The sequence below is a fragment of the Listeria innocua genome, from assembly GCF_028596125.1.
In the GTDB taxonomy this organism is placed as follows: Bacteria; Bacillota; Bacilli; order Lactobacillales; family Listeriaceae; genus Listeria; species Listeria innocua.
The window spans coordinates 1,163,082-1,186,671 of sequence record NZ_CP117229.1 but is presented as its reverse complement, the minus strand read 5'-3'; the positions used below and the strand labels follow the sequence as shown (position 1 = coordinate 1,186,671).

At 34.2% G+C, this 23,590-nt stretch carries 24 protein-coding genes; 11 read left to right on the top strand and 13 right to left on the bottom strand.

The features are described from left to right. The first annotated feature begins 160 nt into the window (after positions 1 to 160). On the top strand, positions 161 to 625 hold the full coding sequence (locus tag PQQ29_RS06495) for a hypothetical protein (protein ID WP_003723558.1): 465 nt from the start codon (positions 161 to 163) through the stop codon (positions 623 to 625). 46 nt (positions 626 to 671) lie between these two features. On the opposite strand, the gene PQQ29_RS06490 is transcribed toward PQQ29_RS06495, so the two are convergent. Beyond that, on the bottom strand, positions 672 to 1,124 hold the full coding sequence (locus tag PQQ29_RS06490) for an NUDIX hydrolase (RefSeq protein WP_010990840.1): 453 nt from the start codon (positions 1,122 to 1,124) through the stop codon (positions 672 to 674). A gap of 115 nt (positions 1,125 to 1,239) precedes the next feature. Between PQQ29_RS06490 and treP the strand changes: the two genes are divergently transcribed. Beyond that, the gene (gene treP, locus PQQ29_RS06485) at positions 1,240 to 2,724 is read left to right on the top strand and encodes a PTS system trehalose-specific EIIBC component (protein ID WP_010990839.1); all 1,485 of its coding nucleotides are present in this window, start codon (positions 1,240 to 1,242) and stop codon (positions 2,722 to 2,724) included. 18 nt (positions 2,725 to 2,742) lie between these two features. Then, on the top strand, positions 2,743 to 4,389 hold the full coding sequence (treC, locus tag PQQ29_RS06480) for an alpha,alpha-phosphotrehalase (RefSeq protein ID WP_010990838.1): 1,647 nt from the start codon (positions 2,743 to 2,745) through the stop codon (positions 4,387 to 4,389). Positions 4,390 to 4,418: 29 nt separating this feature from the next. Here treC and treR read toward each other — a convergent pair whose 3' ends face one another. Further along, positions 4,419 to 5,132, bottom strand: coding sequence for a trehalose operon repressor (treR, locus tag PQQ29_RS06475; protein WP_003771559.1), 714 nt, complete (start codon positions 5,130 to 5,132; stop codon positions 4,419 to 4,421). A 150-nt stretch (positions 5,133 to 5,282) separates the two neighbouring features. On the opposite strand from treR, the gene PQQ29_RS06470 reads away from it, so the two are divergent. From PQQ29_RS06470 to PQQ29_RS06460, 3 genes are all read left to right on the top strand, one after another. Then, a complete protein-coding gene (locus PQQ29_RS06470) occupies positions 5,283 to 5,420 on the top strand; it encodes a hypothetical protein (RefSeq protein WP_003761913.1) in 138 nt (45 codons plus the stop codon). Positions 5,421 to 5,748: 328 nt separating this feature from the next. Then, complete coding sequence (locus tag PQQ29_RS06465; protein ID WP_003766635.1) at positions 5,749 to 6,594, top strand: YitT family protein; 846 nt, start codon at positions 5,749 to 5,751, stop codon at positions 6,592 to 6,594. A 66-nt stretch (positions 6,595 to 6,660) separates the two neighbouring features. Further along, the gene (locus tag PQQ29_RS06460; protein WP_003761910.1) at positions 6,661 to 6,855 is read left to right on the top strand and encodes a hypothetical protein; all 195 of its coding nucleotides are present in this window, start codon (positions 6,661 to 6,663) and stop codon (positions 6,853 to 6,855) included. A gap of 46 nt (positions 6,856 to 6,901) precedes the next feature. On the opposite strand, the gene PQQ29_RS06455 is transcribed toward PQQ29_RS06460, so the two are convergent. Next, positions 6,902 to 7,561: a Crp/Fnr family transcriptional regulator gene (locus PQQ29_RS06455; RefSeq protein WP_003761907.1), complete on the bottom strand. Its 660-nt coding sequence runs from the start codon at positions 7,559 to 7,561 to the stop codon at positions 6,902 to 6,904. Between the two features lie 197 nt (positions 7,562 to 7,758). On the opposite strand from PQQ29_RS06455, the gene PQQ29_RS06450 reads away from it, so the two are divergent. Both PQQ29_RS06450 and PQQ29_RS06445 read left to right on the top strand, forming a co-directional pair. Next, entirely contained in the window at positions 7,759 to 8,964 is a 1,206-nt protein-coding gene (locus tag PQQ29_RS06450; RefSeq protein WP_003771551.1) for an MFS transporter, read from the top strand. Then, on the top strand, positions 8,961 to 9,206 hold the full coding sequence (locus PQQ29_RS06445; protein WP_003761904.1) for a hypothetical protein: 246 nt from the start codon (positions 8,961 to 8,963) through the stop codon (positions 9,204 to 9,206). The genes PQQ29_RS06450 and PQQ29_RS06445 overlap by 4 nt, the downstream gene beginning before the upstream one ends. Before the next feature lie 36 nt (positions 9,207 to 9,242). On the opposite strand, the gene PQQ29_RS06440 is transcribed toward PQQ29_RS06445, so the two are convergent. From PQQ29_RS06440 to dbpA, 3 genes are all read right to left on the bottom strand, one after another. Then, positions 9,243 to 9,719 (bottom strand): NUDIX hydrolase, encoded by a 477-nt coding sequence (locus tag PQQ29_RS06440; protein WP_010990837.1) that lies wholly within the window; start codon positions 9,717 to 9,719, stop codon positions 9,243 to 9,245. A gap of 166 nt (positions 9,720 to 9,885) precedes the next feature. Then, positions 9,886 to 10,149, bottom strand: coding sequence for a DUF3116 family protein (locus PQQ29_RS06435; protein ID WP_033533095.1), 264 nt, complete (start codon positions 10,147 to 10,149; stop codon positions 9,886 to 9,888). Between the two features lie 23 nt (positions 10,150 to 10,172). Next, positions 10,173 to 11,585, bottom strand: a complete 1,413-nt coding sequence (gene dbpA / locus PQQ29_RS06430) for an ATP-dependent RNA helicase DbpA (protein ID WP_010990836.1) — start codon at positions 11,583 to 11,585, stop codon at positions 10,173 to 10,175. Positions 11,586 to 11,708: 123 nt separating this feature from the next. Between dbpA and PQQ29_RS06425 the strand changes: the two genes are divergently transcribed. Further along, positions 11,709 to 11,969: a hypothetical protein gene (locus PQQ29_RS06425; protein WP_010990835.1), complete on the top strand. Its 261-nt coding sequence runs from the start codon at positions 11,709 to 11,711 to the stop codon at positions 11,967 to 11,969. Between the two features lie 47 nt (positions 11,970 to 12,016). On the opposite strand, the gene PQQ29_RS06420 is transcribed toward PQQ29_RS06425, so the two are convergent. From PQQ29_RS06420 to PQQ29_RS06400, 5 genes are all read right to left on the bottom strand, one after another. Beyond that, positions 12,017 to 12,571 (bottom strand): hypothetical protein, encoded by a 555-nt coding sequence (locus tag PQQ29_RS06420; protein ID WP_010990834.1) that lies wholly within the window; start codon positions 12,569 to 12,571, stop codon positions 12,017 to 12,019. 436 nt (positions 12,572 to 13,007) lie between these two features. Continuing rightward, complete coding sequence (locus PQQ29_RS06415; protein WP_187984100.1) at positions 13,008 to 14,468, bottom strand: T7SS effector LXG polymorphic toxin; 1,461 nt, start codon at positions 14,466 to 14,468, stop codon at positions 13,008 to 13,010. 7 nt (positions 14,469 to 14,475) lie between these two features. After that, positions 14,476 to 14,751 (bottom strand): hypothetical protein, encoded by a 276-nt coding sequence (locus PQQ29_RS06410; protein WP_010990832.1) that lies wholly within the window; start codon positions 14,749 to 14,751, stop codon positions 14,476 to 14,478. Next, a complete protein-coding gene (locus PQQ29_RS06405) occupies positions 14,744 to 15,106 on the bottom strand; it encodes a hypothetical protein (protein WP_010990831.1) in 363 nt (120 codons plus the stop codon). The genes PQQ29_RS06410 and PQQ29_RS06405 overlap by 8 nt, the downstream gene beginning before the upstream one ends. Positions 15,107 to 15,301: 195 nt before the next feature. After that, positions 15,302 to 15,901, bottom strand: a complete 600-nt coding sequence (locus PQQ29_RS06400) for a histidine phosphatase family protein (RefSeq protein ID WP_153648177.1) — start codon at positions 15,899 to 15,901, stop codon at positions 15,302 to 15,304. Positions 15,902 to 16,065: 164 nt separating this feature from the next. Between PQQ29_RS06400 and PQQ29_RS06395 the strand changes: the two genes are divergently transcribed. Both PQQ29_RS06395 and PQQ29_RS06390 read left to right on the top strand, forming a co-directional pair. Then, complete coding sequence (locus tag PQQ29_RS06395; RefSeq protein WP_010990829.1) at positions 16,066 to 16,473, top strand: VOC family protein; 408 nt, start codon at positions 16,066 to 16,068, stop codon at positions 16,471 to 16,473. Positions 16,474 to 16,590: 117 nt separating this feature from the next. Then, positions 16,591 to 17,184: a YdeI/OmpD-associated family protein gene (locus tag PQQ29_RS06390; protein WP_010990828.1), complete on the top strand. Its 594-nt coding sequence runs from the start codon at positions 16,591 to 16,593 to the stop codon at positions 17,182 to 17,184. A 41-nt stretch (positions 17,185 to 17,225) separates the two neighbouring features. On the opposite strand, the gene PQQ29_RS06385 is transcribed toward PQQ29_RS06390, so the two are convergent. Continuing rightward, positions 17,226 to 18,584, bottom strand: a complete 1,359-nt coding sequence (locus PQQ29_RS06385; RefSeq protein WP_010990827.1) for a DUF1254 domain-containing protein — start codon at positions 18,582 to 18,584, stop codon at positions 17,226 to 17,228. A gap of 242 nt (positions 18,585 to 18,826) precedes the next feature. Continuing rightward, positions 18,827 to 22,540 carry a MucBP domain-containing protein gene (locus PQQ29_RS06380; protein ID WP_187984099.1) on the bottom strand — a complete coding sequence of 1,238 codons (3,714 nt, stop codon included), beginning with the start codon at positions 22,538 to 22,540 and terminating at the stop codon, positions 18,827 to 18,829. Positions 22,541 to 23,590: the final 1,050 nt, after the last annotated feature.

Sequence of the window (23,590 nt, the reverse complement as noted above, 5' to 3'; positions counted from 1 at the left end):
TAGTATAACATCTGGCAGTTATTTTCACTATTTCACTGCCTTTTATTAGGACTTTTGTATAACTAGTTAAAAAGTTACAGTTCCAACTATTCATTTATCTTAACTTGATTGTTCACATAATCACAATGTGCTATAATAAACCCATAAGGAGATGACACACATGGATAACTGTTTAGCGCAATTACAAATGTATGATTATTTACTAAAAAAATACCGTAACAAAGAGGTTTTCCCCGATACGCGAATGATTGTTGAAATTGACGGAAAACTGTGGACAGGTGACTTCCTCCAACTTGACGATTGCCATATCATTGAGATTGATTGGGAAGATACTCGTTTTACAAGAATTGAACGTACAAAAGATGCTATCAATGATGAATTTAATGAAAAAGTAACGAACTCCAATGTGAATGTTAGTGAAAACCGCATTGATTCAAAAATTGGTAGTCTAAAAAATATTGAAATTTTGTATCAAGAAATTGGTAATTTTGTTCGCCAAGTCGAGAGCTCTACAACGACTTTAAAACCTTTACTATACAACGCATATTGCTTAGATACACGTGTTAAATTACCATTTTTAGACCTTAGCAAAAAAGAAATTACATTAGTATCTTTGACTAATTAAATGAACCCCCGCGAAACTTATATTTCGCGGGGTATTTTTATGCTGTTTATTGAATGTGTTTTATACGATCACTTGAAAGTTGAGCTAGTTCTGTTTGGAGGAATTTTGGCAATATTTCTACCTCACTCACCTTGTCTATTTCAAACCATTTAAAATTTAACTCGTAACCTGTCTCCCCGTACTGCCCAAACTGTTCTATTTTTGTAAACGTCGAAAGTTCTAATAGTGAGCTGTTTGGATATAATTCCACAGCATAATAAAACTCAATACTATCAATTTCCTCGCCATGATATACAAAGCGATTTTCTGCGATAATTTTTAAATCGCGAATAATCACTTCTTCTCCAAGTTCTTCTCTCATTTCTCGCTGTAAGCCTTCGTTAGTTAACTCGTTTTCAACGGCACCACCCGGCAATGTCCAATAACTTTCATTCTTAGTTGTGTGGAGTAAAATTTTGTTTTGATGCCTGATAATCGCTGCTACTCTTATATGTTTCATAAACCTCTCTCCTTTTTTTAATTTTAGCATAAATAAAGTGGTTGCGCTTTCAACTGATTTATAGTATAGTAATGGCGAATAACTTGTATATACAAGTTAAAAAGGAGGAAATTTTATGGTTGACTATAAAAAGGATGCAAGCGCTCTCTTAGAATTAATAGGCGGCAAAGAAAATATTTCATCTGTTACACATTGTGCAACAAGAATGCGTTTTGTTTTGCTAGACCCTGATAATGCTGACGTGGAAGCTATCGAAGACATTCCAGCTGTAAAGGGAACGTTTACTCAAGCTGGGCAATTTCAAGTTATTATAGGTAATGATGTAGCTATTTTTTATAATGAATTTACAAAAATTAGTGGTGTGGAAGGTGTAAATAAAGAGGATGCCAAAGTAGATGCTAAGAAAAATATGAGCTTACTTCAACGTTTGCTTGCCGGATTAGCTGAAATTTTCACACCGTTAATTCCTGCAATCGTTGTTGGTGGTCTTATTCTCGGTTTCCGTAATGTTATCGGTGATATTAAGTTTTTAGAAGACGGTACTAAGACGATTGTTGATGTGTATCCATTTTGGGCTGGTGTTTATAGTTTCTTATGGCTGATTGGTGAAGCTGTATTCCACTTCCTACCAGTTGGAATTACATGGTCAATCGCGAAAAAAATGGGGACAACTCAAATTCTAGGGATTGTCCTTGGTTTAACACTTGTTTCCCCGCAACTGCTAAATGCTTACAGCGTTGTTGAAACAAAAGCTGGCGACATTCCTGTCTGGGATTTTGGCTTTGCTCAAGTGCAGATGATTGGTTATCAGGCACAAGTTATTCCTGCAATTATGGCAGGTTTCTTACTAGCCTATCTCGAAATCTGGTTACGTAAATTTATTCCAAATGCAATTTCGATGATTTTTGTTCCATTCTTTGCCCTTGTTCCAACTGTTCTAGCTGCTCATGTCATTCTTGGACCTATTGGATGGAAAATTGGTAACGCGATTTCAAATGTCGTTTATGCTGGTTTAACTGGTGGACTGAGTTGGTTGTTCGCCGCCCTATTTGGCTTCTTATATGCCCCGCTCGTTGTTACGGGACTGCATCATATGACTAACGCTATCGACTTACAATTAATGAGCCAATTTAAAGGAACAAATCTCTGGCCGATGATTGCTTTATCTAATATTGCTCAAGGTTCAGCTGTTCTTGCTATTATTTTCCTTCACCGCGGTAATGAAAAAGAAGAACAGGTTTCGATCCCTGCAACTATTTCTTGTTACCTTGGTGTAACTGAGCCTGCAATGTTTGGTATTAACTTGAAGTACTTATATCCTTTCGTTGCTGCCATGATTGGATCAGCAATTGCAGCTGTCGTTTCCGTTTCTAGTGGTGTTATGGCTAACTCCATTGGGGTTGGGGGATTACCTGGAATCTTGTCAATTAATCCTAAATACTATGCAATCTTTGCTGTATGTATGTTGATTACAATTGTTGTTCCATTCGTTCTAACTGTATTATTCCGCAAATATAATATTTTAAACAAAGTAGATACTGCTCCAATTCGAACTTTTGGTAAAAAAGAATATCGTGGTTCTGCTAAATCAACCAATTAAAAAGTGAGGCTTCTCTTTATGACAAAGTTTGCTCAAAAAACTATTTATCAAGTGTATCCAAAATCTTTTTTTGATACGACTGGCGATGGTACTGGGGATATTCCTGGTATCACCGCTAAGCTTGATTACTTACAGGAACTCGGAATTGAGATGATTTGGATTAATCCTTTTTATCCTTCTCCGCAAAATGATAACGGGTATGATATTTCTGATTATACGGCTGTAGACCCGTTATTTGGAACTATGAATGATGTTACTACGCTTATTTCTGAAGCAAAGAAAAGAAATATCGGAATTATGATTGATTTAGTCTTAAATCATACTTCAACCGAACACCCTTGGTTTAAAAAAGCTCTCGCTGGTGACCCTTTTTATCGTGATTTTTATTATTTCCGTCCGGCAAAAGCAGATGGATCTCCGCCAACAAACTGGGAGTCTAAATTTGGCGGAAGTGCTTGGCAAAAGTTACCTAATTCATCTGAGTATTATTTGCATTTATATGACGTTACTCAAGCTGATCTTGACTGGGCTAACAAAAATGTACGTGAAGCGCTTTTTGATGTGGTGAACTTTTGGATTGATAAAGGTGTGGAAGGATTTCGTTTAGATGTGTTAAACGTTATTGCGAAACCTAAGTTTTTAGAAGATGATTTTGAAGGTGATGGTCGTCGTTTTTACACGGATGGGCCAGGCATTCACGCCTATTTAAAAGAGTTAAATGAGCGAACTTTTGGTGATAAGCCGATTGTAACTGTTGGGGAGATGTCTTCTACTGATATTGATAATTGTATCCGTTATAGCGACCCGAAAGAAAAAGAATTATCGATGGTATTTCATTTCCATCATTTAAAAGTGGATTATCCTGATGGGGAAAAATGGCGCTTAGCGGATGTGAATTTTGCTAATTTGAAATCGATTTTCCATACGTGGCAAGTCGCAATGTCTGAAGAGAATGGCTGGGATGCGCTTTTTTGGAATAATCATGATCAACCTAGAGCGCTTGGGCGTTTTGCTTCTGATCGTCCGGAACATTATTATCACTCTGCCACCCTGCTTGGTGCGACAATTCATTTTATGCGTGGAACTCCCTTTGTATATATGGGAGAAGAAATTGGCATGATGAATCCAAAATTCCCTACAATTGATGATTATGTCGATATTGAAACACTCAATCATTTTGACATCTTACACAAAAACGGGCTAAGTGAACAAGAAGTAATGACTATTATTAAAGAACGTTCGCGTGATAATAGCCGGACACCAATGCAGTGGGATAGTTCGAACAATGCTGGGTTTACGACCGGCACTCCTTGGTTAAAAGTAGCAGATAACGCCAATGAAATTAATGTTCAAAAAGCGCTATCCGATAAAACAAGCATTTTCTACTTTTACCAAAAACTGATTGCTTTACGTAAAGAATATCCGGTCATTCAAACTGGTGATTATACGCCATATTTGACCGAGGAAGATTCGATTATCGCCTATAAGCGTTCAAATGAAACTGCATCGCTACTAGCAATTCATTACTTTGGAGCTACAAAGAAAAAAATACAGCTTCCAAAAGAATTTTCGGACGGAAAGATATTACTATCAAATTATGACCGTAAAGAAATTAGTGCTGAGATAGAGTTATCGCCTTATGAAACATTAACTTTAATTCAATAAAAAAAGCCCGGGAATATTTCTCGGGCCTTTTAACGTCTTCTAGCAAAATCAATAAAACGAAATTTATCCAATCGGTGACGTGACTCTGTATATTGAAAAAGAGTTGTGTCTTTTAGAAATACGGTGCTTTTTACGACAACCACATGAGTGTCACCGTGGAGCGCTAAGTATTTCTTATCTTCTGCATTCAGCGGCTCAACCGTAATTTCTTTTTGAGCGTAACTGATTTCATAGCCTTTTTCATTTTCTAAGTACTGATAAAGAGAGTCTTCTAAAATCTCGGTTTCAATCGGATTGGTATTGTCTAATAAATAATCGTAGTCTAGAATGGTTGCTTCTCCTTCTAAATAACGAACTCTCAAGATAGCTAAACAAGATGATCCACGCGGAAGACCAGCGAAATCAGCAATACGATTTGGCAAGGTTGCTCGCTCGTTTCGAATTACTTTGGTGGTCGCATTCATATGTTCGGATTTTTGTAATTCTTTAAAACTAGTTAATCCCGAAACTGGAAATGAATATCGTTCCCTATCAATTACAATCGATCCTTTACCTTGGAGCTTTTGAATACAGCCGTTTTCAAGTAGTAAAACAAGTGCTTTTCTGATTGTTTCACGGGATACTGAAAAACGTTTGGCCAGGACATTTTCACTCGGAAGTAGTGTGCCTGCTGGATAAACGCCGGATGTAATATCTTGCTCTAATTCTAAATAAATGTCAAAAAACTTATTTTTTTTATTCAAATTAACTCACCCACCGCTATTGTAGCATATTTGCAGATAAATGTAACCGAAATTTGCTAGTCCGCTTTATTACCAAAATCACGTGAAATTTGTTACACTAATAGTAGTAAGATTTGTTCTTTTGTTTTGATTTAAGAGGAGGTATTTTCTATGACTAAAGTTATTTTAACTATTATCGCAATTATCGTTCCAGCATTTCTTGGATTTTTATTTGCTTATCAGATTTATAAGAAAAAAACTGCCACTTATATGCCACTAAAAAATGAATTTGTACACTGGGCAAAGTAAGCATCTAATAGGGAGGGAATCAAGGTGAAAAAAACAGAAAGTGAAAAACCGCTTGTCATCAAAATTGTTATTAGTGTTCTTGTTGGTTTATTTTTACTTAATTTAATGCCATTCTTAGCGATCTTCGGTTAATTTTTTTACTTAATAGTGCTTGAAGCAGCTTATTTTTTATGGTATATTGTAAATTGTGTTGAAATGAATAGCAATTTTTTATGGTGAGACAATTAATGACAGAGATGTCAGTTAATGCTTTTTTTATAAAAAGACTCCAGAGTGCCGATTTCGCGGTGTTCTTGGGTCTTTTTTTGTGTGGAAAGGAGAAATGGATATGAAAAATAAAACTGGTTGGAACATCGCAAAAATTATTGTTGGAGCGCTTATATTCTCGCTTGCGGTCAATGTTTTTGCAATCCCTAATAATCTTGGGGAAGGCGGCGTTACGGGGTTAACGATGATGCTTTACTACTTGCTTGGTTGGACTCCAGCGATTACGACGTTTATTTTTAATGGTATTTTACTTGTTATTGGTTATAAGTTTTTGGATCGCATGACGATTGTTTGGACGATTGTCGCGATTAGTTTCACTTCGCTATTCTTACATTTTTCTGAACCGCTTGCTTTTGTTGCAAGCCAATCTATCGTGGCAGCGATTTTCGCTGGTTTAATGATGGGAATTGGTATGGGGCTCATTATGAACGGCGGCGGAACTACTGCTGGAAGTGCTATTTTAGCAAAAATAGCAAATAAATATTTAGGTTGGAATACTAGTTATGCGCTATTATTCTTTGATTTAATTGTCGTTATCCCTTCTGTTTTTGTTATTGGTTTTGAAAATATGCTATTTACGGTTGTTTCACTTTATATTTCTACAAAAGTGCTTGATTTCATCCTAGAAGGTTATAATCCTAAAAAATCTGTTACGATTATTTCTGACTACTATGAAGAAATTGCTACCGAAATCGATGCGAATTTGGAACGAGGTATTACGCTGTTTAACGGTCAAGGATTCTATATGCGTCAAGATAAAAAAATCCTTTATATCGTGATTAGTCGTGATCAACTTCTCCCACTAACAAAAATCGTGAATAAATATGACGAAAAAGCATTCTTTATTATTAATGACGTGCAAAGTGTTGTTGGAGAAGGATTCACAAAACAAATTACAAGCGAATGATGTTGTTTTATGAAACTTATGTTACAATGATGTGGAAATTATTTTTAATGTAAGTGAGGCGTCCTTATGAAAATATCTAAACCGGCATATATGGTTTTACTTGTTGTTGGCTTGGTTTTTGTTTTTTTGGGACTATCTAATATCGGAATTTCTATTTTTTGGGACTTTAGCGACTTAGAAAATATGCTGGTTGGCTCTTTGCTAATCATCATTGGGCTTATTACACTTAGAGTTCGATATACATTTAAAAAAAGAGGATAGAAAAGCACTGCAAATTATGATTGCAGTGCTTTTCTACTGTTATCCTTTAAAAAATTACGTTTTCTTGAATAACATCTAATTTTTTTATGATAATATAGCGATTTTTCATGGTGATGACGCCCTCTTTTTTTAATTGTTGAAAAATCCGATTGACACTGCTCGCTGAATTTATTCCGCAAAAGTGACCAATTTCTTCATTACTCACTAAAAAATCGATTAAAAATTGATCTTTTTCGATTTCCACGCCGAAAAGTGTATAAAGTTCGTATAACTGTGTGCAAATTGCGCCAAGTTTTCCGTTCATCAGCATTTGCTGCATTTTTTTGATGGATTGTAAAAGTCTTGTGCGATAATAATCTTTGACATAAATTTGCAGATCAACGTCACGGTTTACATCTTTCCAAAAACGTACTCGGTCTACTTGATATAGTTCTGCTGTGTCTGATTCCACACGAATATTAAACGGCGCATTGGCAAATTGAGAATACTCATCTTTTAAAAGTGAGATAATATCCATTTTATTAATGTAGTTTAAATTAAATTCCCTGCCATCCCTTGAGATAATACTCGTTTTAATAATCCCTTTTTTAAGTATGTACACATAAGAATCTTCAAGCCCTTCGTAAGTTAAATATTTACGTTTTCCCCTTGTAATAACTGGAAAATCATTTGTGCTTACATAATTATTAAGAATATTTTGTTTCATGTTCTTAACCTCCTTTTTGTCATTCCAGTTAAAGCATATTAATCATACAAAATACTATTCCCTATTTTTTCAACATATGTTATACAAATTTGTATATATCAGAAATAATTACCAAATTAAAAAGTCTACTCTTAAAATTTCGCCTATAATACTCTTTGTCGCTGAGATAAATCACACGTAGGAAGGGATTTTAATTTATGAAAGAAAAATTATTTAATAAGGGTTTTGTTTTAATAACATTGATTAACTTTGTCGTTTATCTTGTCTATTATTTGCTGATGGTGATTATTGCTGTCATTGCCCAAGAAGAGCTGGGTGCATCACTCGGCGAAGCGGGTTTTGCTTCTGGTATTTATATTATTGGTACGCTCCTTGCGAGACTTTATATGGGGAAAAAGCTTGAGTTATTTGGTCGTAAGCAAGTTTTAAGGTTTGGTATTTTATTTTTCTTAGTAACGACGATGGCTTACTTATACATGCCGACGATTGCAATTATGTTTATTATTCGCTTTTTAAATGGGTTTGCATATGGAACAACTTCTACTGCAACAAATGCCATTGTTACTGCTTATATTCCTAATTCTAGAAACGGAGAAGGCATTAATTATTATGGTCTTAGTACGAGTCTTGCTGCTGCCATTGGACCATTTATTGGAATGATTTTGTTAAGTAAAACAAGCTTTTATACGATTATTATTTTTTCCACGGTTATTGTCTTATTAACTGCACTGCTTTGTTTCTATCTACCAGTAAAAAATATTGTTTTAACAAAAGAACATCGGACAGCATTACAAACTTGGACTGTCAAAAGTTTTATTGAAACAAAAGTTATTCCGATTACTTTTATTGCCTTTTTGATGGGGATTTCTTATTCAAGCGTACTTACCTTCCTTGCTTCGTATGCGCGAGAAATTAATTTAGTTAGCGCTGGTACTTTTTTCTTTGTTGTCTATGCGTTAGTTATTACTTTTACCAGACCTATGTCAGGGAAACTATTTGATGCAAAAGGTGAAAAATATGTCATGTATCCTAGTTATCTCTTTTTAGCAGTTGGTCTAGTTGTGCTTAGTACTGCAACATCAAGTATTGTTTTACTTATTTCAGGTGGATTAATTGGTTTAGGTTATGGAACTTTTATGTCGAATGGACAAGCTGTTTGTTTGAAAGTTTGTGAACCCCACCGTATTGGCATTGGTTTATCTACTTACTTTATTGGGCTTGATTTAGGCCTTGGTATCGGACCTTATATTATGGGTGAAATTCATCATGTTCTTTCATTCCAAGGTATTTACATTATCGCTGGTGCTATCGCATTTGTTTGCGTATTTATTTACATGTTTTTATCCAGAAAAAAAGTGTCCAGTGGCGCACATGAACAACTAAAAGGGAGCGAAGAATTATGAATAAATTATTACTCATTACCGCAGCAGGTTATATCGTAGGAGTCCGAGCGATTGAAAGTGAAAAAAATCATTCTATTTTGCTTAGTGACGTCTATATTAATAACCCATCGCAGCGATTAATTGATCATTTTGAAAGTCTAGAAATTGCGAAAGAACAAATTATCGGCCATAAAAAATTATCTACCGATGATGCTCAAAATTTAATTAGTAGATGGGAAGCTAATTATTTTACTACATCTTGATAAATGGAAGCATTGCGAATCAGCGCAATGCTTTTTTTATAAGACTTGATGGCTAATATGTAATAATGTATTTTCACGGTATTTTGTTGTAACTTCTATTCTCTTCAAATCATCCGGAACATGTTTGATCAGATAAGGTAGATTGTTCACTACACCAGTATTCTCTTGATTAAGTATCCATGATATTTTTTTAAAGTCGAGAATTCCTTCATCGGTTGCCAGCGGGGTTTGGTATATAAAGTCATCTTTCAGTTTAGCAACAAACAAATGCATGCCGCCAAGGTTCTCCCCTTCTACAAACCATTTCATTTCACCAATATCACGTATTTCGTAGTCGGCTGCATTAATTCCAGTCTCTTCTTTAATTTCACGTTTGATAGATTCAATGAGTGATTCTCCGGGCTCGATTTTTCCACCAACGCCGTTCCAACTTCCCATCCAAGGGGATTTTTGTCTGTTTAATAATAAAATTTCATCAGCTCTTTGGATAAAGCAGAGCGTGTATTTATACATAGTTTAACCTTCTTTTTTCGTTTTTATTAGTATAGCATATTTAACGGCATAAAAAATAACAGCATCCGTGTTTAGGTTGGGAAACGGATGCTGTCAGGTGAGATATTTCATTGAAAAAAAGGTTACTCTTAATATACCGAATAAATATGAAAAAAGTATGAACAAACTAAGAAAGTTCATTTTTAATTTTTTGAAGTAAATGATTACCTTGCTGCGTCATACTATAATATTTTTTATTATTATTATTTTCGTCACGTATGATAAAGCCATGAAATTCAAGCCAGTAAGTGCAGTATAACAACTCATTTCTCGTAGAATTGCCAACAATATCACTTTGCAGAAAATTGATGGTTAATGATTTTATATTGTATACAGGATTTTTGACAACTTCTAACACCATTATAATAAGTCGATTATCTGGCCTTTCCATTGCGTGACCTTCTTTGCTTTAAATTATCGTTTTCTTGCTTCGTTGACTTTGAGACGTCTGCCTTTCACTTTTCGTGAGCGCATCATTTCAAGGACAGCTGGGCCTTTTCCGTTTAAAATTTCGACAAAGGATACATGGTCTTCAATCGTAATAATACCAATATCTTCCGCTGTAATCCCTTCTAATTTAGAAATGGTTCCAACAAAATCTACCGCACGGATTTTTTTCTTTTTACCACCGTTAAAATAAAGTTTCATAATATTTTTATTTAGTTTTTCACCGCGAGCTTTCTTTATGGTTGGGCGTTTTTGTTGTTTTTTACGGAAAGCTTCTTCATTTGCTTTTACTTCGATGATAGTTGGTTTCCGCTTTTTCTCAATCGTAATATTTAGCATTTCTTCTATATCACGAAGAAGCGGATTTTCATTCGTTTTAACAAAACTGATAGCTTTTCCACTTTTTCCAGCACGGCCAGTACGTCCGATTCGGTGCACGTAGTTCTCTTTTTCAATTGGTAAATCGTAATTAATTACAAGCGAGACATTATCAACATCAATTCCTCGACCGGCTACATCTGTCGCAATTAAGAAACGTGATTTTCCGCTTTTGAAATCATCCATAGCGCGGAAACGATCTTCTTGTCTTAAACCGCCATGAATTTTACTAGCTTTTACATCGAGTAAATCGGTGAGTTCATCGACTTGATTTTTCGTATTGCAAAAAATAATTGCACTGTCAGGATTTTCAGTAATTAAAACATCTTTTAACGTTTTTTCTTTATTATCCGTTTGCATTTCCACATGAAAAATTGGATTTGTTTTTTCAGAAGCCATTTCAATTACCATTGGATTATCTTGATAGCGTTTAATTAAATCTTGCATTTCTTCAGGTAATGTCGCTGAGAAAAATAAGTTTTGACGCTGTTTTGGTAAACGGCTAAGAATATCTTCTACTTGGTCAATAAAGCCCATGCTTAACATTTCGTCTACTTCATCTAAAACTAAATGGGCTACTTTATCGACATTAAGTGATCCTTTTTCGATATGATCCAGTAATCGCCCCGGCGTTCCAACAACAATATGGTTTTTTTGACTTAATTCTAATTTTTGTTTAGCAAAAGGTGATTGTCCATATATTGCTGCTGCTTTAATTCGTTTAAATCGTCCAATATTCGTACATTCTGTCTTAACCTGCATTGCAAGTTCTCTCGTTGGTACGATAATTAGCGCTTGTGGTTTGTTTTCTTCCCAAACAACCTGTTCTGCAATTGGAATCGCAAATGCTGCTGTTTTCCCGCTACCAGTTTGTGATTTAGCAACAATATCTTCTCCTGTTAAGGCAACTGGAATTACTGCTTTTTGAACAGGGGTAGCTTCTTTATATCCTAGTTCATTAATGGCTCTTTTAATTTCTTCACTTAATTTTAAATTATTCATGTCAGTCCTCATTTCCTCATATCATCATACCATATTTTTTCACAAATGACGGAACGAATTGTTTGTACTTCGCTCCTACTTCCTTTAAAATGGACTCTAAGCTTCCAAAATAAGGAGGAAACAATGAATTTAGATGATTTGAAGAATAAAGTTACCGAGTCCCTGCCCCTGGAAAATCTAGGAACACTGACAGAAGAGGCAACAACCAAAGCATCTGAGCTTGGCGAACAAGCAAGTAATGTCACGGAAAATTTACAGAATGAAGCGACAAACCTAACGGAAAATCTGCAAGATAAAGCGAGCGGACTTACGGAAAACTTGCAAGATACTGCGAATGAGTTAACTGGTGGGTTTTTGGATAAAATAAAGAATTTGTTTCAATAAATGAAAAAGCGCAGTACACTGAGCCCGCTTGGTGTACTGCGCTTTTTCTACTTTTTAATAATTATTAAATATGCATAAGCTCCCAAAACCAAAATGCTAAGTAAAAGTATAATATTCTTTGTTAGTTTTTTGCTTGATAATTCTTTTGTTGTGATCTGCTCAAGTAAAAGTTGATACTTTTTCTGAGAAGAAATTACGCTATCAACCACATCTGATGACCGTATGTCTAATCCTTTTTCCATTTTTCGATTGGGTTGATACATATTATTAGAAAACTGAAGTGTATAAATTTCATTGTTCTCTTTTACAGGTAATGGATGTATATATACTGTCTGCTTCTTTTCAATTTTAGTACTTGCTTTTACATTTTTAATTACTTCGATATCAAATGTAATAAGTTTACTGAACTCACTTTTCTTTTTAGTTTTAAATGTGTGTAAATCATCTTTTCTATTTTCGACTTGCGCGGATATATCAAAATGCGCTGTCATTAATTTATTTCGACCACTTTCAACATTGAAATCAAATGCTAAGTTCGGGGAGATATCTTTCCAATCATCATTAAATTTCCTTTGTAAAAAGTACCGTGTTCTATCTTCCATACTACTATTTTCTAGCCAACTAATTTGCTGAATTGAGCTAAAAAAAGATACATAGAAAGAGATAGTAAAAACACCCCTAATAGTGTTTTTAAAATAAATTTTAGCTTATTATTCATAATTCACCCATTCAGTATTCTTTCATTTACGTTCTTAAAAATTGAGGTGTAATTTTGTATTCACTCAATAATAATTATATCGAATTGTGAAAAACGGCGCAATGGCTTGTTGGAAAATTCTAAAGTAAGAATAATTGTATACAAAAAGAGATGCAAATTTGCACCTCTTCTAACTATATATTCTTTCATAAAAAAACCTAATGTTTACGTTTTTTTATTTAGTGCTTTCCATTCTCAAATTTTGAAAGGAATTACTTATTAATAGTAACTAGCTTTTTATGATTATTACATTGTAAATCACTACTAGTATTTATAAAAAATTATTGGCGTGGGAAACTTCTCTTTTTAGCTTTCGGCGTATTCTCTTGTCCATGCATAAGGTTTTGAAGATAAGCTGAATATTGGCCAGAACCCCAAATCGAATTAAAACTTTTGTTCATCATTCCATCTTCTCCTTTTTGCATATCAGCTATTGAAGCTGCGTGATAATATCCTTGCTCCTTCTCTTCATCTGTATTACCAGGTCTATCAATTTTATCCATTGGCTTCGCGGCAAGTTCTGTTAGTATTGAATCAGTAAGCATATCAGCATGCGCCTCAACTTCACCTGCAAAGTCAAATCTATTTTTACCGCCAGACCAATTCGTTGCAACTTTATCTAATTCTGTATCTGTAAATGATAGCTTTTCAGGATTTTTGTTATGAGCCAAATATTTTAATATAGCCATACCTGCATCATAACTATTCTGTGTATCTGCGAAGAAATCTGCCATAGCCTTTAATTCTTCGTTTGGAACACTTAGTCCTTCTGGTATATCTTTGCTCTTCCAGTGATATAATTTTATAGTTCCATCTGTTTCTCCTCCATTTGCTAGCCTTTGAAATGGATCTGGGTAAAATACTCCAAAAGGAACAGAAACTGCACTCTCTATATCTTTACGTTGTACAAATAATATCATTTCTCCATTTACTTCTGTCATAACTAATGTTCCATTGACTTCCTTATTATAATTTTCATAATAAAAAGTATCGGTAAACTCATAATATCTTTGCCCATCAACAATGATTTCTTTCGCTTTACCATTTGCCACTGCCCATTCAACGACATATTGGTAATATTCTTGCACTGTATCAAACTCATCTCGTGATTTAAATGGCTTACCGAATGGGAGCGTTCCGGCTTGATAGCTTGTTGGAATTATTTTATTATCATTAACTTGTGTTAACATCCAATCAAGCTCTTTTTGTAATTTTTCAGCTTTACTAAGTTCAACATTCCATTTGGTTTCAAAGTCTTCTAGTTTCATGCGAATATTTGTTATTTCTGTTAAAGCATCATGATGCAATTCTTCAAAAAAACCTAAATTACTCGACTGAAAGTAAGTAAATTCGTTTGCCTCTTGAATAAGATTATTCAAATCGCGGTATTCTCTCATTTCATCATCACTAACTTGATTAAAACTGCGCTTGTATTCCATTACAATAGATTGAATATCTATCATACCATTTGCTCCGAACTGTGCCTCGGCATCTGCAATATATTCGCTCAATATTTTTGTCATCAATTTATTAACTTCTAGCGTTTTTTGTTGTACAGGTTTATATGCCTCTTGTAGATAAGCACGACTTGCATCTGCTGTTTTTCCTTTAAAAAATTCCTGAGTTTCTACTGTGAAATTGGTTGTAGCGTTCATTGCTATATTTAAATTTTCATACTCTTTCTTAAGCATTACTATATTCTCGCTAACTATCTCATTTAATTCTCTGACATCTATCTTCATTTTACAATCACCCCGTTACTTCAATATCAGTTAATAGATTTTTATCTAAGTTAACGAATTCAGCACAATTCTTCTCTATGTCTTGTGTCGTTCGCTCGCCTAACTGCTGTAATTGATTCATTTGAGTATCCATTTTTGTTAATATAGTTTGTATTTTATGATATGTAGCTAGTTTATTATTATGGGAAGTAGAGGAAGATTTTTTATAAAGTACTTTTTGCTTACCAGCAAATTGATTCATACTTTTAATTATTTGTGATTCATTTACTTGTATATCAGACATTTACTTCTTCCTCCATTTGTTTTAAATTTGTATAGTAGCTAATATCCGCTTGATAATCACTTATCTGATTTTGCATTTTAGTCATCGCTGCGCGCAATTCCTGTACAAGGTCATTCACTACAGCATTTTGATTATTCCAAAATTGAAGTCGCCTTTGAAGTACTTCTCTCATGACACTATCAGATTTACCTTGCCAAAAATCAAATGGTAAATCGATTTGGCGAATAGGTATGGAACTAATCTGTTCACCTTTTCTTTCTATTTTTGTGATAAGTTCTTTTAATCTTCGTATTTTTTCTTGTTGTCCGGTGATGGATTGTTGTGCATTAACAATTTCAGCATCATATTTTGACATTCTTTCCACCTTCTTATGTGTAATATTGTATTCACTCAATAATAATTATATCGAATTGTGAAAAACGGCGCAATAGATTGTTGAAAAAGTTGAAAAATTTTTAAAACAAGAACAATTGTATACAAAAAGAGATGCTAATTTGCACCTCTTCTAACTATATTGTCTTTCGTATAAAACCTAACGTTCATGAGTTGTTTATTTAACACTTTCCATATGCGTCCCATTCTCAAAATCATGATTAATAAAATTAACTAAAGTAAATCTACCGTTTTCATATTCAAACTTCAGAATGCAGCAATTTTTCAGTCCTGTTACTTTGCCAATTTTGCTTGTTTTTTCCCAATATCTGGCAAATTGAGCACAGGCTGCTCCGTGGGAAACAGCGAGGACAGTATCATGGTTATCTTGGCTCATGATACGTTCCATTGTTGTTACTAAACGGTCTCTGAAATCTACTTCTCGCTCTCCCCCATACTCGGCAAAAAAATCTCCATATGGTAGTGGTGGGTTCAGGTCTTCGCTCTCGCCTTCAAAAGCACCAAAATTCCATTCTTTCAAACCTTTCAACCGTTGATAGCTTTTGTCCGTAATCAGCTCTAACGTGTCACATGCGCGCTCTGATGTGGAACTGTAAACTTGATCGAATGTTATATTATTTTCTTTAAAGTAACTCCCAGCGATTTTTGCTTGTTTAATCCCGAGGTCGGTAAGTGGGGCATCGCAAAATCCTTGAATTTTTTTGCGTTGGTTAAATAAAGTTTGACCGTGGCGCATTAAATATAATGTCTTTTTCATCTAAATTCCTCCGAATCTATATCTTCTCTTTAGTTTATCACCCTGGAGTAGCTCCAAGTCAAGTATTTATCTTCTTAATTTTTCCTCTTTCACGCAGTATCTGCTATAATAAATACACCAAAATGAATAGAACTATAGCGAATAAAAATCGAGGAGGAATTCAAATGACGTTAAATGTTTACTTGAATTTTAGAACACAATCCAGAGATGCTATCGCGTTTTATGAAGAAATTTTTGGAACAAAGTGTACAGATTTGATGACATATGGGGAAATCGAGTCCGCTGAAGAACCTATAGAAGATTCGCTAAAAGATTTAGTAATGAATGCTAGTTTAGTACTCGATGGAGTAAAAGTCATGTTTTCCGATGTGCCGAAGTCTATGCCACTTACATTTGGAGACAATATCACACTCGTTATCGATACAACGGACGAAATAAAACTGACAAAACAATTCCATCAACTTGCGGAAGGCGGCAATATTATTATGCCACTCGGAAAAACATTTTGGTCAGAAAAATATGGTCAAGTTACTGATAAGTTTGGTATTGGTTGGCAGCTTAATCTATCCTAAAAGCAAAAGAACCTGGGATAAGTTTCAGGTTCTTTCTTTAAGTCATTTTGTCCTAAAAAAGCATATTTGTACGAGGTAAAACAGCACATATTTAAGATTAGAAAAGAGGTATTCTTTATGGCAAAGACAGAATTAAATCCCAAAGTAGATTCGTTCCTTAATAAACCTTCTACCTGGCAAGCTGAATTCAAAGCATTAAGAGAAATGGCTATCACATTTGAACTAGAAGAAGAATTTAAATGGGGAAAACCTTGTTATGCTATTAATGGCAGCAACGTTTTCTTAATTCATGGTTTTAAAAACTACTGTGCCCTGTTATTTATGAAAGGCGCACTACTCCGTGATCCGGACAATATTTTAGTGCAACAAACAGAAAATGTGCAAGCTGCTAGGCAAATCCGCTTTACTAATTTACAAGAAATTCTTGATCAAAAAGAGATTTTAAAAAAATATATTCAAAATGCAATCGAAGTTGAAAAAGCTGGTTTAGAAGTAGCGCTTAAACCAAGAGCGGAAACGCCTATTCCAGAAGAGTTACTTGTGAAATTTGAGGAATTACCTGCTTTAAAAACAGCTTTTGAAGCGTTAACTCCTGGTCGCCAAAAAGCGTACTTGCTTTATTTTGCGGCTCCAAAGCAATCAAAAACGCGTGTTTCGCGCATTGAGAAATATGAAGCAACGATTTTAGATGGATTAGGACTTAATGATTAATAAAAAGAGGCGCAACTATTAAAAGTTACGCCTCTTTTTATTTATTTAACTTCTTCAAAATCATATAGTTGCCAGCTATTGTCAAATGCTGGTTCAGTTGGTCCGTAAATACGGAAGTACGTGAACCAATTGGCATCAGGAACAGTTTGAATCCAAGGTAGCGACTCATCTTCTGGTGGATTTGGTCCAAAGTAAAGCGTTGTATTGCCATCTGCATCAGCTTCAAAGGTATCTTTGATTGAATTAAGTGCAGGCATAAACTGCTCGGTAACAATTTCCGAACGAGTATCCATCTCATAAACCGTTACCGACCAGAAAATGCTCGTTGGTACTGGTGTTGGCACTTTTAATGTATAACTTTTACCCCCATCCAGATAGTTTCCTTCTTTATCTTTCACCCCAAGCATATAAACGGAACCAAATCCGACTTTATGCATAAACATCATGTGTGTTTCGAGTGTCGCTTGATAGAACCAGCGCTCTCTTACAGGAAGGTTTAAATACGTTTTTTCATAGAAGTCATTATTCTCACCGTATACAGCCCATTCCCAATTTTTCCCTGGCCAAACAATGGCTGCAGGATCATCTGTATTAAAGGAATTCACAAACATCATCTTATCTGCTTTTTCGGCAGCTTCAATTAACAATGCTTTTGTGTCTGAATCAGGATTAAATTCTTTATTTGGAGCCAGTCCAATTGCTTTTAGTAAGCCATACATTTGGTAATATTCTGGATCTGTTTCATCATTATCCAGCGCCCATTTGATTACTTCCCAATAATCGAATTTTCCTTCAACATAATAAGGTGTTGAAATGGCTTTACGATGAGAAAAATCATGGAAAGTACTGGTTGGATTATTTTTTGCTTCTTTTAGCGGATAAAATTTTACTGTTTTTAGTAACTCAAATGCTTTTTCATAATCACTTGCTTGGTGGACCATCGCCCGTAAACAAATTAAAAACCTAAAACTAGATGGTTTGCGAACTATGTATCCTTCTGGAATATCCCCGTCATAATTAGGAGGAAGATATAAATACTTGGCACCTTTACCTTCTTCATCCCCTGTTAATCCCATATTCGTAATAAATTTAAAATTAATATCATCCGCCACACCAACAATGGCACCCAGCGGTAATTCGATGACAACAGGACCATTCTCTGTGTTCCCTGTTCCAAGACAATACGGGGTATCTGAATTTTGTGTCAGTACATTTAAGTCAGGAGTCGTAAGTTGAATAATAAAATCGTGATTCTCGGTAATTCCTAAATCGTGTAATGCTTTAAAATTTGATACATTCGAAACGGTTGGATAGAAAAATCGGTATGCCTCCACAGCTCGATTTAAAAATCCTTCTTTTCTTATTGATTCTACTTTACTCTCAGGTAGCATTTTTTTCATGTAAAAATCCTCCTTCAATTATCTTTTTTTAGAACACTTGTACAATACCCCTGTTTTTGGAAATTCAAGCGTAATATAAAAAAACTGCTAACCGTAAGAAGATTTTTGTAAGGAAGCGTATTAATCCTAACTTAGTAGTGATTATATAAAATGACTCGCTGCCTTCACTATTTGATAGGTAAAATTATTTTAATAAACAAAAACTCTCCTTATGATAAGGAGAGTTTTTTCAAGAAACGTTATCAGCAGTTATGAGATTTAGCTTTTTTTCTTTTATTTCGGTGTAGCCATTGGGTACTAAGAAGTACTAGTAAAATTCCTAATCCAAAGATCAAATTTGCCGGCTGACTACCTGTTTTAGGTAGGGTTTGTGGAGCCTCATTTGTTGGTTGGACATCGTTTGTTGGCTTAATATCATTCGTTGGTTGAATATCTCCATTGGAATTACTCCCTAGTACATCTGAATTTGGATTTGGATTTACTTCGGCTTTATTAGCACGATATACATATTTTATAGTTTGATTCTGATCCGTAAATTTACCAGTTGCATTAGCGGGCTTTTGCACTAGCGTATAGCCTTTAATTTCCTTGGCTGTAGTTGCGTAGGAATCATTAATGTTTCCGTTTAATACCTTGCTTATGGCCAGCTCTTTCCCTGTTTCATCTACATATTTTACAGTAATATAAGATGATGTCGGTATACTGTTCTTTTTATAGTGATAAATCACAGTTTGTGCTTCTGTCGTGAATTTTCCGCTAGCATTAGTTGGTACTTTTACTAGCGAATAGTCTTTTATTTCTTTTGGTTTAGTTGTATATGCTTCATCGACATTTCCGCTTAGTACCTCACTTGGTGCTAGCTCGTTGTTGTTTTCATCCAAGTGTTTAACGGTGATATTTGCTGCTATTGGGCTATTTTGTAATTGATACACATAGGTAACCGTTTGAGGATTCTCGTTAAAAATCCCGTTAGCGTTAGTAGGGCTCTTAATTAAGGTATAGCCATCTATTGTTTTAGCCACTGTTGTGTATGTTTCACCAATTTCACCAGTCAATACTTCCGTTTCACTAATTTTAGCTCCTAATTCGTCCTGGTAGTTCACCGTAACTTCTTTAGCTAAAATTGGCTCTGCTTTAATCGCGCGATACACATAGGTCACTGTTTGTGCATTTTCGCTAAACTTTCCTTCTGCATTGCTCGGTGTTTCAATTAATTCGTATCCTGTAAAAGTCTTCGCTGTTGTAACATAATTTTCATCAACATTACCTGATAATGTTTCGGTTGGTGCTAATTCCATCCCATCCTCATCGGTATATTGTACCGTGATGTCTTTAGCTGGAACGGGATTTTTCGAATAGATATATGTCACAGTCTGTTCTTCTAAGCTAAATTCTCCTTGTGCATTTGATGGCATTTCAGTTAGTGTATAACCTAAAATTTCTTTTGCACTTGAACTATATTCTTCACCGACATTTCCAGTTAGTATACTATTTTCCGCAAGTTTATTCCCTGATTCGTCTTCATATTTCACAGTTATATTTGCACCTTGTACAGCATCAATATAAACAATCACTTCTTTTGGAGTAGCTTTAATTCCATCCAGATTCTCTACGTTTAATGTTACTGTGTATTTTCCTACTTTCTTGAGATTCACCATTGTTTCAAAATCGCTTTTAATGGCTAAATCATCCGTTGTTTGCGCTTGAACATCCTTTAAAAACTCTGCTTCTGTTTTTTCTGTCCCTTGTGGATAATGAATTTCGGAATCTGCATTAATTACTGGGGTAGTTGATCTTTTAAATGGTTGTGTTACTTTTCCTGAAAAAGTTCCATCTATACCAGTCACATTAATTAGCTCAGAAAACTGAAAGCTGACCTCTGTTAAATTTTTTATTCTTTCAGACGACCAAGTTATTTTTTCATTTGCGTAAGTTCCAAAATTTGATATTGGGCTTGGCTCGGTTAACTTTTCAAAATTACTAATCTCATTATTAATAATTAAATCGGAATCATCCACTACAATTGCTTTACCTAAAGTAACTGTTTGATTTAATGCACTAATTCTCGATAGTTTTGGCATTTTTGTTTTAAGGTTACTTGGTAAAACACTGATGGAGTTTAAATCGATATTTAAAGTAGTCATTTGTGGGAAACCATCAAGCATATTTATATTGGTAATTTGGTTTTTGTTTAAATTTAAAGTTGCTAGTATAGGCATGCCTCTAAATTTCTCTATGCTATCATTTGTTATTTTGTTAGTATTTAGATTCACGTCTTTTACTGAAACTAAATTATTTAGTTCAATCTGATTGATGCTATTACGTTCCAATCGAACTGCTCTTACTTTTGGAAGGTTAGCAAGTTCAACTTTCGTTAAACTTGCCACCTGGCTAAAGTAAACATTTTGCATAATGGGATAACCTAAATTAACTAATTCTGGATTATTTTTGGCAATTACTGTTGTTAACGCAGATAATTCTTTATAATCGGAAGTCTTTACATCTACCAATTGGGGTTGATCTTGAACATTTATCAATTTTATAGCCAAATTTTGCTGTATATCTAATGTCATCAAATTGGGTAGATTTTCTACATCCGTTTTGTCTAACACAACTTCTTCTAGTTGGTTTTTTGACAGGTCTAACGTTTTTAAATTAGGCAGATTTTGGATGTTATCGAATACAGTATCTGTTAATTCATTTTCTTCTAATGGCAGATCTTCAATAGCCAAATCAGTAACTTTTAGCTCATTAATACTGTTCCTCTCAAGGTTTACTTTTCTTACCTTAGGGAGATTGACTAATTCAACTTTCGTTAAACTTGCTACTAGGTAAAAGTAAACATTTTGCATAATGGGATAACCTAAATTAACTAATTCTGGATTATTTTTGGCAATTACTGTTGTTAACGCAGATAATTCTTTATAATCGGAAGTCTTTACATCTACCAATTGGGGTTGATCTTGAACATTTATCAATTTTATAGCCAAATTTTGCTGTATATCTAATGTCATCAAATTGGGTAGATTTTCTACATCCGTTTTGTCTAACACAACTTCTTCTAGTTGGTTTTTTGACAGGTCTAACGTTTTTAAATTAGGCAGATTTTGGATGTTATCGAATACAGTATCTGTTAATTCATTTTCTTCTAATGGCAGATCTTCAATAGCCAAATCAGTAACTTTTAGCTCATTAATACTGTTCCTCTCAAGGTCTACTTTTCTTACCTTAGGGAGATTGACTAATTCAACTTTCGTTAAACTTGCTACTTGGCTAAAGTAGACATTTCGGATAGTGTATTGGCCTAAATTGACTAATTCTGGATTGTTTTTGGCAATTACCGTTGTTAACTTACGTAATCCTGTATAACCGGATGTCTTTACATCTACCAATTGGGGTTGATCTTGGATATCGATAGTATTAAGATCAGGATTATTTTCAATATCAATGGTTGTTAGTTTCGGGAGTTGATTTTGCGCATTTAAGATAAGACTGCTAATTTGATTGTTTTTTACCGATAGGCTTACTAAATTAGGTAATTGATCTATTGGAGAAATGTCTGTTACTTGATTATTATTCAAGCTTATACTTGTCACATTGACTAGCAAATCGATTCCTGTTAATACGCTGATTCCTTTATTATAACCATTGAGAGATTTGATTTTATTCAGGTCTGCTTGTGTTACTAGCTGAGTTGTATTCTCTGACCCCGTTGCTTCTTTAGCAACTACTTTAGCTAAAGCACTGTCAGGAAATACACTATCATAGGTGTCCCCTGTTTCAAGAATTGTCTTAGTGTATTTTAGGGAATTAGTTAATCCCTTAGTTATTTTTGAGGGTTTATTTATTTCTTCTTTTTGTTCATTTTCTTTGGCTTCGGTGATAAATGGATACATAGTTAATGATTGAAAGAGCATTATCCCGACTACAATGATAGAACTTATCTTTCTTTTCATGATTAGTCTCCTTAGATGTAATTATTATCTTAAAGAATGAGTTTATTCTGTATTTAATGTATGTGGCATCATATCGCCTCAATAAGTACTAATTATAGCAGTCCCAAGCTTGTAATTTGAATATAGTATAGAGATTTTTTCATTTCTTGGTATCATCGTTCACATATCGTTCATATCTTTTTAGGGATTAGTACTAATTTTAGACTCTCTAATATATTTAAATTTATTGCTTGAAATTCTCAAAAAAACTACTCTCAAGTCATACAATAGAACACCTAATAAGGGATGAGTTTACATAAAAATTATTATTAAAGTAAAGGATCAATCATCTCAATAATCTGCTTGTCCTAATTTTTGACTATTTTATAAAGTAGTTCTTCGCTTCCAATGAGATTCGTAATTACTTGAACTAGTTTTAATAAAATTTGCCACAAAAACAACGGAATAAAAATGGGAAATGCAAGATAAAAAAATCTCTAAAACATTCACCTTTTAATTACAAAGGGTTTCAAATGTTTTAGAGATTTTTTATTTTACTGTTTAGCGTTTTAAGAGCATCTGCTAATACGATCTAATGCTCTAAAGTATAACCGTTTTTCCCTCCGTTATGTCCGTTTTTTTGTCATGTTCGTAAATATTATAGCGACTATCACTAAACAAAAAACACTAGCCATCCATCCTACACTGGAAATGATGTTGAGAGCAAATAATGTACTTGCTATTATTACTAAGAGAATAAAAATAGCGTAAAAAAATCCTTTTTTCATGTTTTTCTCCCTCCTCCTAGTCTAGTTTCATCGTAATACAATAAGTTAATGTATAACCAAAAATATAATGAAATGTCCGTTTCTAGTCATGAACAACAAAAAAAGAGCTTACTTAAACTTTTTCTTAAACGATAGGTGCAATATTGTGTAATTAATCACAAGATAACACGTAATATAGTTTATTATACACGATTTATGCTTTACTCTTCTCGAATATCTCGAAAAATACATATTCACTTAAAATATATGTTGTTTTTTTAAATGAAATCCCCTTTTTTATTTA

Bases quoted from the DNA above. Each gene is read 5' to 3' on its own strand.
- PQQ29_RS06495 (WP_003723558.1), top strand. From the start codon at position 161: ATGGATAACTGTTTAGCGCAATTACAAATGTATGATTATTTACTAAAA.
- PQQ29_RS06435 (WP_033533095.1), bottom strand. From the start codon at position 10,149: ATGGAAAGGCCAGATAATCGACTTATTATAATGGTGTTAGAAGTTGTC.
- treP (WP_010990839.1), top strand. From the start codon at position 1,240: ATGGTTGACTATAAAAAGGATGCAAGCGCTCTCTTAGAATTAATAGGC.
- PQQ29_RS06450 (WP_003771551.1), top strand. From the start codon at position 7,759: ATGAAAGAAAAATTATTTAATAAGGGTTTTGTTTTAATAACATTGATT.
- PQQ29_RS06490 (WP_010990840.1), bottom strand. From the start codon at position 1,124: ATGAAACATATAAGAGTAGCAGCGATTATCAGGCATCAAAACAAAATT.
- PQQ29_RS06460 (WP_003761910.1), top strand. From the start codon at position 6,661: ATGAAAATATCTAAACCGGCATATATGGTTTTACTTGTTGTTGGCTTG.
- PQQ29_RS06410 (WP_010990832.1), bottom strand. From the start codon at position 14,751: ATGTCTGATATACAAGTAAATGAATCACAAATAATTAAAAGTATGAAT.
- PQQ29_RS06420 (WP_010990834.1), bottom strand. From the start codon at position 12,571: ATGGAAGATAGAACACGGTACTTTTTACAAAGGAAATTTAATGATGAT.
- PQQ29_RS06395 (WP_010990829.1), top strand. From the start codon at position 16,066: ATGACGTTAAATGTTTACTTGAATTTTAGAACACAATCCAGAGATGCT.
- PQQ29_RS06380 (WP_187984099.1), bottom strand. From the start codon at position 22,540: ATGAAAAGAAAGATAAGTTCTATCATTGTAGTCGGGATAATGCTCTTT.
- PQQ29_RS06390 (WP_010990828.1), top strand. From the start codon at position 16,591: ATGGCAAAGACAGAATTAAATCCCAAAGTAGATTCGTTCCTTAATAAA.
- PQQ29_RS06385 (WP_010990827.1), bottom strand. From the start codon at position 18,584: ATGAAAAAAATGCTACCTGAGAGTAAAGTAGAATCAATAAGAAAAGAA.
- PQQ29_RS06455 (WP_003761907.1), bottom strand. From the start codon at position 7,561: ATGAAACAAAATATTCTTAATAATTATGTAAGCACAAATGATTTTCCA.
- PQQ29_RS06470 (WP_003761913.1), top strand. From the start codon at position 5,283: ATGACTAAAGTTATTTTAACTATTATCGCAATTATCGTTCCAGCATTT.
- PQQ29_RS06440 (WP_010990837.1), bottom strand. From the start codon at position 9,719: ATGTATAAATACACGCTCTGCTTTATCCAAAGAGCTGATGAAATTTTA.
- PQQ29_RS06465 (WP_003766635.1), top strand. From the start codon at position 5,749: ATGAAAAATAAAACTGGTTGGAACATCGCAAAAATTATTGTTGGAGCG.
- PQQ29_RS06405 (WP_010990831.1), bottom strand. From the start codon at position 15,106: ATGTCAAAATATGATGCTGAAATTGTTAATGCACAACAATCCATCACC.
- treC (WP_010990838.1), top strand. From the start codon at position 2,743: ATGACAAAGTTTGCTCAAAAAACTATTTATCAAGTGTATCCAAAATCT.
- PQQ29_RS06445 (WP_003761904.1), top strand. From the start codon at position 8,961: ATGAATAAATTATTACTCATTACCGCAGCAGGTTATATCGTAGGAGTC.
- PQQ29_RS06400 (WP_153648177.1), bottom strand. From the start codon at position 15,901: ATGAAAAAGACATTATATTTAATGCGCCACGGTCAAACTTTATTTAAC.
- dbpA (WP_010990836.1), bottom strand. From the start codon at position 11,585: ATGAATAATTTAAAATTAAGTGAAGAAATTAAAAGAGCCATTAATGAA.
- PQQ29_RS06425 (WP_010990835.1), top strand. From the start codon at position 11,709: ATGAATTTAGATGATTTGAAGAATAAAGTTACCGAGTCCCTGCCCCTG.
- PQQ29_RS06415 (WP_187984100.1), bottom strand. From the start codon at position 14,468: ATGAAGATAGATGTCAGAGAATTAAATGAGATAGTTAGCGAGAATATA.